The following is a 14598-nucleotide window of genomic DNA, read 5'->3' as shown; positions in this document are numbered from 1 at the left end:
AAAAGTTAGGAATAAATCCTAACTTTTTTATTGTTTCTTCAAGGTTAATCCTGGAAGTGGTTTACTGAAATCAAATTCAGAATTCATAGCCGTTTGCCATACAACTGGTGTCAAACTGTCTCCTGAGAGATTAAAACCATAAGTATACTGGATACCTGCTCCTCCAATACCGCCGCCAATTACCATAATACCACCGTCAGTTGGAGTTGCGAAAGTTAGATGATAATTGCCATTTGATTTATCCTCAGAATTGGTAATTTTGGCAACCTTATTTTCATCTGGTTTCTTCGGATCTTTAAAATCAACTTTACGTGTAACTGTGCCATCTTGAGCAATTGTTAAAGTATAGGTGATATCATCTTTTTCACCTTTCCAAGTACCAACTACGCCATCTGGCAATAAGGCAGGTTCCTTAATTTGGTTCTTCTCACTAGTTACACTTATGTTTTTAGCACCTTTTTGGCTAACAACATACCCATTTCCAGATTTCTTTAAGACAAGTTCTCCAGTTAGCTCCTGTAGGATATGACCAGAAGAACCTTTTTCCTTATCCGTTTCCTTATTATAGGTATAGTCATACGTAGCAGCAAAATCAACTAAAAAGGATTCTTTACCTACTTGCGCTAACCCATTAAGGACGATATTGGGAATTGCAAAGCTGGAAGCCAGTCGTTTATCGGTTTCCATTTTTGATTTGATACTTTCTTTCAACCCTTTATAAAAATCGTTATTAGCTCCGCCTTCAAATATAGTTCCTAAATTAGCAGGGTCTTGTCTGTTAGAATTATAAAACATCAATTGGTCAAAAACAGATATTAAATATTGTCCTGCCTTAGCTTGATCCAACTGATTTTCAAAGTCTAGTGCGACCTTATCATTCTCTTTTATGTCTGATAGTTTAACTTTTTTTGAAGTAACATCCCCATCAGCAAATGATTTTTTTAGATAAACATCTGCTATTTCTGTCATCGGATAATCTTTGACATCATAGGAACCATCTTTAAGCATCCCAATTGGGCTCTCGTTGACAAACATTTCACCCTCTTTTGAATTACTTGTCACAGAGAAATTTTTAAAGACTACCGTTAAATCAATGAGTTTTGAAGAACCATCATATGTTTTACTCACTTTTATTGAACGATTTTTATATTGCCCATCCAAACTAGCTACATAATTAGAGACTGGAATACGTTCCAATTTAGCTGAAAAGTTTTCTGAATTAGATGTCGTTACCAACTTCTTATTCAGCATAATATCTACCGATGGAACATTTGTTTTTATTTCTAATTGAATAGGTCTTATGGCAATCCGATAATCTGGGAAAATGAGAAATTTACGGCCGACCGACTTGACATAATAATCATCCTCAGCTGTCGCATTTTTTAACTTATTTTCCTGACTTTTTAGTTCATTACGATCAAACTTTTCGAAGTTAGCATATTGTGCTTGGTCATTGGTTACTTTTTTATTGGTATCTGCCCAAACTAGATATTCTTTGATATTTTCAAAAGCTGCCCCTTGCTTATTACTTCTTGCTGATACGTAATTATGAATCACTGCAGATTTTGAAGTAAAATAAGCACCAACAGCCACTAGTACAAGCATTAAGGTTACTAAAATTGCTGAAGTTACCTTAACCCATTTTTTCTTAAACATATTGCTCATATCTAATCACCTCACCTTTTTCATTATTATTATATCAAAATTTAATCATCGGAACTGTGGAAAATGTGAGGTAAATAATAAAAATAGGTTTTAAAATTTAGATAATTTACAAAATGAAATAATTTAAGAAGCCTATTGAAAAATAAACTAATGTGCACTATAATAACTATGGAAGCGCTCACATATTTTATTTGGAGGTTCATGATGAACACGAGAAAAATAACTTTAGGAGCTGTAGCATTATTAACAGCATTCACTTTGCAAAGTTCAGTAGATGCCTGTACTGGTTTCATCATTGGTAAAGATTTAACCACAGACGGCAGTACACTCTATGGTCGTACGGAGGATTTAGAACCAAATCATAATAAAACTTTTGTTGTTAGACAAGCAAAAGATAATAAAGATGGTGATATATGGAAAGATAAGTCCAATGGATTTGAATACCCATTACCAAGTCATTCTTATAAATACACTGCTGTCCCTGATGTTACTCCAAAATATGGTGTATATGATGAAGCTGGTATGAATGAATTCGGTGTATCTATGTCAGCTACTGTATCCGCATCAGCAAATGAAAAGATTCAAAAGAAAGACCCATATGTTGAAGACGGAATTGCAGAATCGTCAATGCCAAGTGTGATTTTACCAAGCGTAAAAACCGCTAAAGAAGGTATTGAATTAATTGCTAAGATTGTTGATGAAGAAGGCTCTGCCGAAGGTAATATCGTAACTATCGCTGATAAAGACGGTATCTGGTACATGGAAATTTTATCTGGCCACCAATATGTAGCGATGAAATTCCCAGATGATAAATTCGCAGTATTCCCTAACACTTTCTATCTAGGTCATGTTGATTTAACTGATAAAGAAAATGTCATTGCTTCAGCTGATGTTGAAAAGCTTGCTAAAGAAGCTAAAACTTATAAAGAAGTTGATGGTCAATTCCATATCTCTCAATCATACAATCCACCAATGGATGATGCAAACAGATCACGTACCTTCTCAGGTATTAAATCTCTCGACCCAGATTCTAAAGTAACCTACAAAGATGATAATTTTGAATTACTTCAAAGTACTGATAAAAAATTCACTTTAGAAGATGCCATTAAACTTCAACGTAACCGTTTTGAAGGTTTAGAATTGAAACCTTTAGATCAAATGGAACTTGATGGCAAAGGAAAACCTAAATCTAAAGAGGCTGTCAAAGGCTATGCTTATCCAATTTCAAATCCAAACGTTATGGAAGCACATGTTTTCCAACTTAAAGATGGTATTCCAGCAGAACTAGGTGGTGGTGTTATGTGGTTATCAATTGGTAGCCCAAGAAATGCACCATATCTTCCATACTTAGGAAATATCACTAAAACTTATGAAGCATATCAGGAAACTAGCACTAAATACAATAAAGATTCTTGGTATTGGACAATTTCACACATCAATGATATGGCTGCTAAATATCCTAAAAAATTCGGCACATCAGTTGTTGACGAAATGAAGGAATTAGAAAAAACTTGGATGACTGAACAAGATCAAATTAACAAAGAAGTTAGTGATTTACAGCAATCTGATCCAACAGCCGCTCAAGAAAAAGCAGACCAATCTTCAATGGACCGTGCTGAAAAAACATTCAAACGTCTAAAAGAAATTGAAAGCAAAATGGAAAAACAAGTTCAAAAAAACATAAAGTCAAATAAAAAATAAACAATAAAAGCCCTTAAGAATTCTTAAGGGCTTTTAAGGAGGTTATGAAATTTTTCTCCTTGGTAATGCAAGAAGAAATAGAGATAACCTAATTATAGGCAGACTGACTTAAAGTTAGCTTAAACTTTTAGTTTCTATCTTTTTTTAATTTTTTTGATAAAGCTAAGCCGGTAACCAAGAGTATTGAACTTGAAACAATTGCAGAGAAGCTAGAAGCTTTGTCTCCGGTTGTTGGAAGCTGCGCTTCTTTAACAGGAGTTTTCTCTTTTGGAGTTGCAACTGTTAGAATTTCCTTCTTAGTATCTTTCACAACCACAGGTTGAGGTTTAGCTTCTGGTTTTGAAGGCTCTGCTGGATTTTCATCTGGTGTTTCGGGAGCAACATAAGTTCCTTCTTCAATCATTCTATTTTGAGCATCAATAATTACAGGATTACCATATTGAACATTAGTAAAATGGCTATTTGCCCCATCTTGGATGAAATCATAAGATTGAACAGACTGAGTAGTTTGACCATCTTCACCAGGAGTCACAACAACTTGTGTACCTTTTAGTAAAGTTGGATTATCACGATACTCTGTTTGGTAAGCAATTGCTGTTACTTTATCAACACCAACTTTGTATTGAACAATCATTGGTTTCATTGGTGTTACAGTAGTTGTCGTTGTTGCTGGAGTAATCACTCCAGTTGTTGGATCTAATATGTAAGTTGTTGCTGTGCTGACAAGTCCTGCTTGTCCATTATCAACAACCTTAACTTGCCAGTCAGCTAATGAATTGTCTGTAACTTCTTGATAAACCACTGTTATAGCCACTGCCGTATCAGTGCTTGTTGGTTGAGTACCTTTAGTAATAATTTGGTCCTGCACAGCTGTGTCAGAAATAACAGTTTCTGTAGCTACCAATTGATTATTAGCATCTAATGAATAGGTAATTCTCACTGTTTTTTGACCATCAGCGCCTGCCTTTACGACATCTGTTTGACCAGTTGGATCATATACTTTATTTGGATCGGCAACATATATTGTCTTATAAGCAGTTGTCATTGTGGAATCTGTTGGCATTGCTCCATAAATAACTTGACCATTGATAGGAGCTTTTTGCGTAATAGTTGTCACATAAGGAACAACAGTTGCTGTTCTTGGGTATTCAAATAATTTATTAAAGAGACTAGCAAAGTAGAATTCAGTAGCTGCAAATGGACTATAGCCTGTCCCATTACCTGGATCATATGCATCACCAGTATATGGATTTGGAACATAAGTAGCATATGGTGAACCAAATAGACGGTGCATAATATACTGACTTAATACTTCAGCAAACGCTTCAGAACTATTATCTCTATAGTAAGGCCAAACATCACTACGATCAAAATAGGTATGGTAGATATCTAAAAATTCTTGTGTATCAGATAAGGCCGGAACAGTGTCAAGAGTACCATCAGTATTTCTATCACTTGTCTCAACATATAAACCACTCTTGAAGTCGATAATATGAGTCATTTCATGGAGAACAGTTTCCATCAAACTAGTATTGCTTGCCTCATATTTCAAAGCAATTGATTGGGCAGCTGAATTTGCTAAACCTAAGGTTCCCTGGAATTTCATTGTCATAAATTACCAAGTCAGCAATGATACGCTGTAACTCCTCAGGGAGAGCATGAATTCTGGCTTCAAAATCAGCTTTTTGTGTATCAGACATCATTGTCGTATTACTGTAATCAATTGACGTAGAAATACTGCCTTTATAATTATTATAGCGACGTGTTAATGAATTGAACCGGTCAGTAATATATTCATATCTGTCTGCTGTTGCGTTGTCCATGAACCAAGTGCTTCTAACTCTTGTTCAGCTAGTATGGCACGTTGATAATCTGCCTTGATATCAGCATAAAAGGCATCATTGATAATATTACTGTTATCATATCTCAAAAAGTCATCTGTCGATGTTGATAAATCTTCTGGTACTATTTCTATACCATAGTCTTGTGCGGATGCTGTCCACATATCTTCTTGAGCTGTTGTCAACAAACGTGAATAGAATGCCGCATCATCTGTCAAACCAAGCAAACTACGTAATTGTGTATCTGTTGGGTCTGACATTTCAGCCGTGATTGTTCTAATATATCTTGTTTGTGTAGTTGTTCCATCAGGATTGGTTACTGTTAGATACTCATATATATAGTTCTAACTGTATTGAGCAAGTTCACGAACAGTTGATTCAGTAGTATTATAATCAGCAGTCAACGGAGGTCTATCCACAAACAATGTATCAAGAACAATCCGATCACTTGGTAATGTCTGAGTTGTATCAACATGATAGAAAGTTTGGTCTATCCATTTATAACTATCATCATAGACAGCCTGGCTGGCTGGATCTGTTGTTTCTGTTTGAATAATATTAGTTGTTGTAGTTGTTTTAGTCCCATCTTGGCCAAGAATAATTACATCGGTGACAACTGGTTTTGTGACATCAATACTATATTCAGTTATAGCTGGTGCAATCATCTCTGTCGTTGTTGTTGGCATTATCCCCATCACAATAACAGTTTCTGTAGGCTCAATCCGTTGGACTGTAGACACGCCATTTACTGTAGTTGTAATCAATTTACCATCAGTTCCTTGAGTCTGTACTGCTTGGTAACCTTCAGGCTGAGTATCATCAGATACATAACGAATAGGACTAGCAATGACCGTTTCTGTAACAACTGAATCACCAACTGCAGCAGCTGTAACATCTGGACTAAGTGTTGTAGCTGTCGAAGTATCTGTTAGGGTAATTGTTGCAGCTTTCTCAACTACTTTAGTGGTTATTGCAGGCGCCTCAGCGACGAGGGATGGGGTGGTTGCTACAGTAACGTCTGCAACAGTTTCATCAGCGGCTATCATTTGTGTTGTTAGCATAACACCTAATTAAACACTTCCTACTCCAAGAAGCGTTTTTCTAATGCTAAAAATTTGTTTTTTATCCCTAAACATGGCGGTCTCTCTCCATTTTTAATTTTTCTATTTATTCACTTTGATTGTAGCACATAGCACTACCCTTTACAAAATAATTTAAAAATAAAATTAAAAAGAAGTCGCATTGTGCAACTTCTTTTATTATAGTAATAAATTCTTATTAGATACTACATCATTCCACCCATCATATTAGGGTCCATTCCACCTGGCATAGCTGGCCCAGCTGGCTCTGGTTTAGTAGCTACAACTGCTTCAGTAGTAAGAATAAGACTGGCCACTGATGCTGCATTTTGTAATGCAGAACGTGTTACTTTAACTGGATCAATAATTCCTGTCTCAATCATATCAACCCATTCACCATTGGCAGCATTGAAACCAGTTCCTTTAGGACTGTTTTTCAAACGATCGATGACAACTGACCCCTCATAACCTGCATTATAAGCAATTTGACGAACTGGTTCTTCAAGGGCACGAAGGACAATGTTACGACCAGTCGCATTATCACCTTCAAGTTCTAGAGCTTGAACTTTCTCAATCACTGAAATAAAGGCAGTTCCTCCACCAGCTACGATCCCTTCTTCAACAGCAGCACGAGTAGCATTCAAAGCATCTTCAATGCGGAGCTTCATTTCTTTCAACTCAGTTTCTGTCGCAGCACCAACCTTGATAACTGCCACACCACCCGCTAACTTAGCTAGACGTTCTTGCAATTTCTCACGGTCGAACTCAGACGTTGTTGTTTCTAATTGGGATTTAATTAGGCCAACACGATTGGCAATAGCATCCGCACCGCCAGAACCTTCAACAATAACTGTTGAATCTTTATCCACAGAGATTTTAGCTGCTTGGCCTAGCGCTGCTATTGTCGCATCCTTAAGCTCTAAACCAAGCTCTTCAGTAATCACAGTTCCACCTGTTAGAATGGCAATATCCTCTAACATAGCCTTACGACGGTCGCCAAATCCTGGTGCTTTAACGGCAACAACATTAAATGTTCCGCGAATTTTATTTAAAACTAATGTTGGTAAGGCTTCACCATCAACATCATCAGCAATAATCAATAATGGGCGGTTTGTTTTTAAGACTTCTTCTAAGAGTGGAAGAATTTCTTGAATGTTTGATACTTTTTTATCAGTGATCAAAATAAATGGATTTTCTAAGTCAGCAACCATTTTTTCGTTGTCTGTTACCATGTATTGAGAAAGGTAACCACGGTCAAACTGCATTCCTTCAACTACTTCTAGCTCAGTTTCCATTCCACGTGATTCTTCAATAGTGATGACACCATCATTGCCAACACGTTCCATGGCTTCGGAAATGTACTCTCCAACTTTTTCTGAACGTGAAGAAACAGCCGCAACTTGCGCAATGGCTTCTTTTCCTGTAACTGGTTGGGCAATTACTTTTAGTTCTTCGACAGCTGTCGCTGCAGCTAATTCAATCCCACGTCGAATACCAATTGGATTGGCACCTGCAGTAACATTCTTTAGTCCTTCACGAACAATTGCTTGAGTCAATACAGTTGCAGTTGTTGTTCCATCACCAGCAATATCATTGGTTTTTGAAGCAACTTCTGACACTAGTTTTGCTCCCATATTTTCAAAATGATCTTCTAACTCAATTTCTTTAGCAATTGTAACCCCATCATTAGTGATCAATGGTGATCCAAATGCCTTCTCAAGAACTACATTACGACCTTTAGGGCCTAATGTAACTTTGACAGTGTCAGCTAAAATATCGACACCTCTGACCATTGCTGCACGCGCATCTGCTGAGAATTTAATATCTTTTGACATAATTATCCTTCTTTCTTATCCTTATCTATACTGTATATTAGTCAATAATGGCTAAAATATCTGATTCACGAATAACAGTTACAGTCTCCTCATCGAGGATAACATCCAAACCAGGATTCTCAACTAAAACTTTGTCACCAACTTTGACAACTGGAGGAACTAAATCACCTGTAATGGTACGCAATCCTGTCTCACTAACAGCAAGAACCGTAGCTTTTTTAGTTGATTCTTTATGAGCTCCAGCAAGAACAAAGCCGCCAACAGTTTGTTCTTTTTCTTCTTCAAATTTCACGACCACGCGGTCACCTAAAGGTTTTATCATGTGTATGCCTCCTATTAATTACTAGAAATTTAGCACTCTCTTATAGATAGTGCTAACTTACTCTATTATTTTATCACTTGGTCAAAAATAGTCAAGAAAAAAATACTTAGTTATAAAGCAAAAATTTCAATAGTTTAAATATTTTGGTTTTTCCAACTAGACAAAAAGACTGAGTGTCATCCTCAGCCTTTTATTTATTCTATGTCAAATTTTAATTTGCCATGGGACATTCCTATTTTCAACTGGTGTCCACTAGATAAGTCGCCAGAAAGAATCAATTCTGACAGTTTATCTTCAATATGCGTTTGTATCGTTCTTCGGAGTGGTCTTGCCCCCATCTCCACATCATAGCCTTCCTCTGAGAGATAGTTGAGGGCCGATGGTTGAATTTTCAGACTAACGCCTTTTTCCGCCAAATTAGTAACTAATGGTTTAACCATAATCATCACTACTTCTTTCATATCCTCTTGACTGAGGCTATGGAAGACTACCTTCTCATCTATCCTGTTAATGAATTCTGGTCTGTAGGATTTCTTCAATTCTTCCAAAATTCGTTTTTCCATGGCTTGGTGGTCTTGAGAAATATCTTTGGCACCAAAACCAACTGTTTTATCATCACGTAAGGCCGTCGCGCCCAAGTTACTAGTCATAATAATAATGGTGTTTGAGAAATCAACGCGACGCCCGCGACTGTCTGTTAACATCCCATCATCTAGAACTTGCAATAGGACATTAAAGATATCCGGATGGGCTTTTTCAACTTCATCAAATAGTAGAACAGAATAAGGTTTATTTCTAACCTTTTCTGTCAGTTCGCCACCTTCTTCATAGCCGACATAGCCTGGAGGTGCCCCATTTAATCGACTAGCTGCAAATTTTTCCATATACTCGGACATATCGAATCGAATTAGTGCTGACTCATCATCAAAGAGAACTTCTGCTAAAGCTTTTGCTAATTCTGTTTTACCAACTCCCGTTGGCCCTAAGAACATGAATGAACCAATAGGTCGTCTGCCTGTTCTAATTCCTGACTGATTGCGACGAATTGCCCGTGATATTGCTGATACAGCATCTTCTTGACCAATCACACGCTTATGCAATTCTTTTTCCAAGTTAAGATATTTTTTGCTATCTGCTTGGGTTAGTTTTTCAACAGGAATTCCTGATAACTTGCTTAGTGTAGACATGATATTATCTTCAGTCACTAGTGTAGGCTTTGCAGATTTGTTATTAACTTGAGCTTTCAATAGTTTTGAAACTGTTTTGAAATCCTTCTCTAGAATAGCTTGATCAATTGGTGTTAAGATGGAAGCTTTTTCTTTTTTGACTAACCCTTGAACCGTTGCACTTGCTTCATCTAATAAGTCAATGGCTGAATCAGGAAGATTTTTACTGGTTAAATAGCGATGAGCTACCTTAACAGCCGTCTTGACCGCTTGGTCTGAAATTGAAACATTATGGAAACGTTCATAAGATCCTTTTAGTCCTAACAAAATTTGATAAGCATCTTCCAAATTTGGTTCTTCGATAAGCACTTTCGCAAAACGACGAGATAAAGCTGCATCTTTTTCAATATGTTTTTGATACTCTTCTTGTGTTGTCGCACCTACCATATGGAGCGTTCCACGTGATAAAGCAGGTTTTAAAATATTTGCTGCATCTAAAGTACTGTCAATCCCACTACCAGAACCCATGATTGTATGTAGTTCATCAACAAAAAGAATAATCTGACCATCCGTCTCAATATCGTCGATGATTTGATTCATTCTTTCTTCGAAGTCCCCACGGAAACGTGTACCCGCAACAACACTCATCATATCTAATTCCAAGACCCGCATATCTTGCAATTCATAAGGAATTGATCCATTGGCAATCCGTTGAGCTAGTCCATAAGCTAAGGCTGTCTTACCAACACCAGCATCTCCAACTAGTACAGGATTGTTCTTGGTTTTACGACTGAGAACCTGAATCATCCGTGTGATTTCTTTATCTCTGCCGATAACTGGTTCTAATAATCCTTGGTTGGCCATTTCCGTTAGGTCTCTGGTGAAATCTGACAAGTCTCCAGCTGTACTAGCCGGCTTCATCATGTCAGAAAAAGATCCAGCACCTTTGGCTTTTTTAGGTTTTCGTAACTCATGAATAGCTTTAATTGTTTCTTTACTATATGCCGCCTGTATTTCAATAGCTTTTCTGAGATCAGCAAGCTTTGGTTGTCCTTGTCCATCATCCTTAATTTTGAAGCCAGCCATCTCTAAGAGTCGGGCAGCCATAATATCTGGATTTAACAAAATTGCAAAAAGAACATGCTCTGAACCTACTTCAGAAGCATTTGTAACCAAACTTATCATTTCAGAAAACTTAAGAATATTGGTTAAAGTCTTGGACTGACCTAAGAAATGTACTTCTTTAATATCATCTTGAGGACTTTTTCCCACGGCCAAAATTGCAGCTGCTTCATATTCTTCTTCTGAAATTTTATTATTAAATTCACTAAAAACTAATCCTGCTAGGGAACCTTCTTCTTTCACCATTGCTAAGAGAATATGCCAGGTCTCCAAATGCGAACTGCCAAAGCGAGCTGCTTGGTACTGGGCCTGTTTAAATATCTCTTGCATCTTTATTGAGTAATCAATCATTAATGCTTCCCTTTCTATCAATACGACGTAACAAACGATATAACATCTTTGCACGGATGCTTGGAGCATCTTCACCTAATACATCGTCCGTCGCCATAGCAAGAACAATGTTTCCTTCTCGCTCAGTAATAAGATTTTCATCAAAAAGCATTTGAATCGAATCTGTAAACACTTGTTGGCTAACGCGTTCACCAAGCATTGCATTCATGGAACCAATTAATTGGTGCTTATCTGAAAAATGCACCTTGGCAATACGAATATAACCGCCGCCACCGCGTTTGCTCTCTACTTCATAACCACGACTTTCAGTAAAGCGCGTTTTGATGACATAATTTATCTGACTAGGTACAACCTGAAAAGAGTCAGCTAATAAAGACCGTTTAATTTCTGCAATCCCAGATTGCTCCAGAAGTTCTTTGATATACTCTTCAATACTATCCGATGTGTTTTTACTTGGCATAATCTCACTCCCTTAATTAATACTTACTCATTCACAAGGTTGTTTCCCTATTTGACTAAAACTGACTTTAATTATAACAAATTGCTATCCTTAAAAGCAAATGGAAATATCTGACTATATTAAACAAAAAAATGAGCACCAGAAGGTACTCATCATTTATGCATGTTTAATTGTAAATTACAATTTAACGATGTTTACTGCTTGAGGGCCACGTTGACCTTCTTCAACATCAAATTCCACTTTTTGTCCTTCATCTAAAGATTTGAAACCATTAGATTGGATAGCTGAAAAATGTGCGAAGACATCTTGCCCGTTTTCAGTTGAAATAAAACCGAAACCTTTTTCAGCGTTAAACCATTTAACTGTACCTTGTGCCATAATCATCTACTTCCTTTCCATAAATTCTTGTGTAAAAATAGAGAGAAACGATGATGTGGAACACATATACTAACTCACAAACTAATTTACTAGTCAAGTGTATCAAACTGTTATAGTAAAGTCAAGAAAAAACATTAAAAGCGCTTTTAAAATAAAGTGAATAGAAAACGCTTTTTTATTTTGCTAGAGTTTTTTCTTGAGTTAATTTATTTTCTAGGCTAAAATGTGTCATAAAGAGATTAAATTTGTTTTATTTTAAAAACAAGTTATCATCTAAAATATATTATAGTTATAAGGAACAGAAGCTTGTTTCTAGGGAGTACAAATATTGACAGAGTCAAATATTATTAGTCGTGTTCAAGAAATGCGTCAAAAATACCTTTACGATAAAATGGAAACAGCTGACTGCGGAGATTTCACTTGCAAAGATCTTAAAAAAGCTAAGAAAATCAAGAAAAAATTGATTGGCTTAGAAAAAGAGCGTTGTCACAAACTGATTGAGCATGAGGATATTTCATTAATTGATCAAAAGATTGCTTTGTTAAAAGAAGAATTCCGCAAAGAAAGTAACTCTAAACAAGGTCAGGACACCCCTTAATATGTCAATTCCAATACTGGTCATTACCTTCCTCCTTTCGCTCATTTTATCAAATGTGATCAATCGGATTTTTCCACAAATCCCCCTACCTGCCATTCAGCTCTTTTTCGGAATCCTGTTTGGCATTTTTAATAAAGGTCACCATTTAATCATTGATCCAGAAATCTTCTTAGCCTTTGTCATTGCCCCCCTTAACTTTCGAGAAGGTCAGGAAAGTGATGTCAAAAGCTTTATCCGTTCAAGAGGTTTAGTTCTCTATTTAATCTTACCTGCTGTCATGATTAGCACAATTGTTATGGGTTATGGTATCAAAACCTTACTTCCGGTCGAATTACCATTAGCCCTCTGTTTTGCCATGGGAGCGGCCCTAGCGCCAACCGATGCCGTAGCCTTCCTATCCTTGGCCAAACGCTTCAAATTCCCCAATCGGATAAAAAACACCTTAACTTCTGAGGGTTTGTTGAATGATGCTAGTGCACTTGTTGCTTTTCAGTTTGCACTAACAGCCTTGGTCACAGGCTATTTTTCCCTAGCCGATGCAGGCTTAAATCTACTTTTTTCAATTTTGGGTGGAATTGTTATTGGTTTAATCTTTGCTCTACTCAACAGAATCTTTCTGTCGGTGCTTGAAAAATTTGATGCAGCAGACGTGACTGGTGCGCTTCTGTTAGAATTAACTCTCCCATTTGTCGTTTACTTCATTGCACACATGCTTCATGTCTCAGGTATCATTGCCGTCGTTGTAGCCGGTGTGATGCAAGCAAATCGGATAAAAAAAGTTACCCTCTTTGATGCGCAAGTTGACCGCGTCACAAATATTATCTGGGAAACCATTAATTTTATACTAAATGGTTTAGTCTTCATTATTTTTGGCGTCGAACTAACCCAATTTACTGGGCCCCTTTTAGCTAGTCCAAGTTATAGCAATGTCTACCTACTTTTTATCGTGGTTATTTTGACAGCTTTCCTATTCCTTATAAGATACCTAACAATTATCATTTACTTCTTTTTCAGAAGTCGTAAGTACCACAAAGCTTTTAAAAAATACTTACCTACTGTTAATCTTCTGACTTTTTCAGGAGTTAAAGGGAGTGTTTCTTTAGCCATTATCCTTTTAATTCCGCAGATTGATACTTACAAAAATTCATTGACTTTGTTTACAGTCGGTGCAATTACATTGCTTAGTTTTTTGATTGGCTTACTGGTTCTACCCCACTTAGCGCCTGTTGCTCGGTCGACAGAGAACTATTTAACTAAGATTGATATTTTAACGTCAGTTGTCAAAAAATTAGAGACAGAAGGACAAAAAGCTCAAGCAAATCAAGCTGGATTATACTATGTCTTAGATGCCTATAACCGTCGGATTGAGAATCTAATCTTGGAACAAGAGCCAAATAATGTCAAGGAGGAATTAGCTGAGTTACAACTGCTGATGCTTGCTATTGAAAATGAAGGACTAGAACACGCCTTTCGCCACAAAGATATTACAATTTTTGAGTATCGGATTTATCAAACCTACCTAAAATCAATGGAACGTCAAGTTAACCGAAGTTTTATCTCAAGTTTTAATTATTCCTTTACCATTTTGCTCCGTGTTATTCGACATGTCATTCATGAGATGTGGTCTGTCGGTAGCGACTTGAAATCGAGTTTGACCAGTTTACAAAAAGCTAGAATCCGTTTATCTGAAGAAAATCGGGACCATTTGACGGATTTATATTTAGCTAATATAGAATTAATCCTCGAATCACTGGAAGACTTAGAAGGCTTTTACAATTCGTCATTAGTTAATTTTTTACAGAATCAAAGGATTCAAAATGCTGAATTGATGAAGTCTGGACTTTTTGTTGAGCGGGTGATTGCTAACTTTATCCCAGATTCTAGCGGTGAACGGATTCATGGTTACTATCTGGAACGACAAACGATTCATGAATTTGAAGTTGCTGGTCATATCACAGCTAGAGAAGCACAACAACTTCGTGATGAAGTTAATGAATTAGAAAGCTATTCTCTGCGTGATAATTCACCAAACTTTGTCTACGATATCATAAATTATCGACACCAATTGAAGTAACTTGAA

Annotated in this window: 12 protein-coding genes; 3 read left to right on the top strand and 9 right to left on the bottom strand. The window is 36.7% G+C overall.

Features of this window, described 5'->3' with window-relative positions; translation table 11 throughout:
- Positions 1–27 precede the first annotated feature (27 nt).
- Entirely contained in the window at positions 28–1665 is a 1638-nt protein-coding gene (locus SPB_RS10525) for a zinc ribbon domain-containing protein (protein WP_003104793.1), read from the bottom strand.
- Positions 1666–1869: 204 nt separating this feature from the next.
- Here SPB_RS10525 and SPB_RS10520 point away from each other — a divergent pair, with 204 nt between their 5' ends.
- Positions 1870–3366 carry a C69 family dipeptidase gene (locus SPB_RS10520; RefSeq protein ID WP_003105600.1) on the top strand — a complete coding sequence of 499 codons (1497 nt, stop codon included), beginning with the start codon at positions 1870–1872 and terminating at the stop codon, positions 3364–3366.
- A gap of 127 nt (positions 3367–3493) precedes the next feature.
- Here SPB_RS10520 and SPB_RS11570 read toward each other — a convergent pair whose 3' ends face one another.
- From SPB_RS11570 to SPB_RS10490, 8 genes are all read right to left on the bottom strand, one after another.
- Complete coding sequence (locus tag SPB_RS11570; protein WP_003102539.1) at positions 3494–4978, bottom strand: G5 domain-containing protein; 1485 nt, start codon at positions 4976–4978, stop codon at positions 3494–3496.
- A 153-nt stretch (positions 4979–5131) separates the two neighbouring features.
- Positions 5132–5467, bottom strand: a complete 336-nt coding sequence (locus SPB_RS11565) for a hypothetical protein (RefSeq protein ID WP_003103479.1) — start codon at positions 5465–5467, stop codon at positions 5132–5134.
- 84 nt (positions 5468–5551) lie between these two features.
- Positions 5552–6268: a hypothetical protein gene (locus tag SPB_RS11560; protein ID WP_003105434.1), complete on the bottom strand. Its 717-nt coding sequence runs from the start codon at positions 6266–6268 to the stop codon at positions 5552–5554.
- Positions 6269–6492: 224 nt separating this feature from the next.
- Positions 6493–8121, bottom strand: a complete 1629-nt coding sequence (groL, locus tag SPB_RS10510) for a chaperonin GroEL (protein ID WP_003104684.1) — start codon at positions 8119–8121, stop codon at positions 6493–6495.
- 37 nt (positions 8122–8158) lie between these two features.
- Positions 8159–8443, bottom strand: coding sequence for a co-chaperone GroES (gene groES, locus SPB_RS10505; protein ID WP_003105909.1), 285 nt, complete (start codon positions 8441–8443; stop codon positions 8159–8161).
- 194 nt (positions 8444–8637) lie between these two features.
- Positions 8638–11082 (bottom strand): ATP-dependent Clp protease ATP-binding subunit, encoded by a 2445-nt coding sequence (locus SPB_RS10500; protein ID WP_003102418.1) that lies wholly within the window; start codon positions 11080–11082, stop codon positions 8638–8640.
- Positions 11075–11542, bottom strand: a complete 468-nt coding sequence (locus SPB_RS10495) for a CtsR family transcriptional regulator (RefSeq protein ID WP_003103836.1) — start codon at positions 11540–11542, stop codon at positions 11075–11077. The genes SPB_RS10500 and SPB_RS10495 overlap by 8 nt, the downstream gene beginning before the upstream one ends.
- Positions 11543–11719: 177 nt before the next feature.
- Positions 11720–11920, bottom strand: a complete 201-nt coding sequence (locus tag SPB_RS10490) for a cold-shock protein (RefSeq protein WP_003104168.1) — start codon at positions 11918–11920, stop codon at positions 11720–11722.
- Between the two features lie 328 nt (positions 11921–12248).
- Between SPB_RS10490 and SPB_RS10485 the strand changes: the two genes are divergently transcribed.
- Positions 12249–12518 carry a hypothetical protein gene (locus SPB_RS10485; protein WP_003105467.1) on the top strand — a complete coding sequence of 90 codons (270 nt, stop codon included), beginning with the start codon at positions 12249–12251 and terminating at the stop codon, positions 12516–12518.
- A 1-nt stretch (position 12519) separates the two neighbouring features.
- Positions 12520–14592 carry a cation:proton antiporter gene (locus SPB_RS10480; RefSeq protein ID WP_003103075.1) on the top strand — a complete coding sequence of 691 codons (2073 nt, stop codon included), beginning with the start codon at positions 12520–12522 and terminating at the stop codon, positions 14590–14592.
- The last annotated feature ends 6 nt before the right edge of the window (positions 14593–14598 follow it).

The sequence above is a fragment of the Streptococcus parauberis NCFD 2020 genome (genome assembly GCF_000187935.1).
In the GTDB taxonomy this organism is placed as follows: Bacteria; Bacillota; Bacilli; order Lactobacillales; family Streptococcaceae; genus Streptococcus; species Streptococcus parauberis.
Note: the sequence above shows the minus strand (reverse complement) of the source record. Positions and strands in the feature narration are given on the sequence as shown.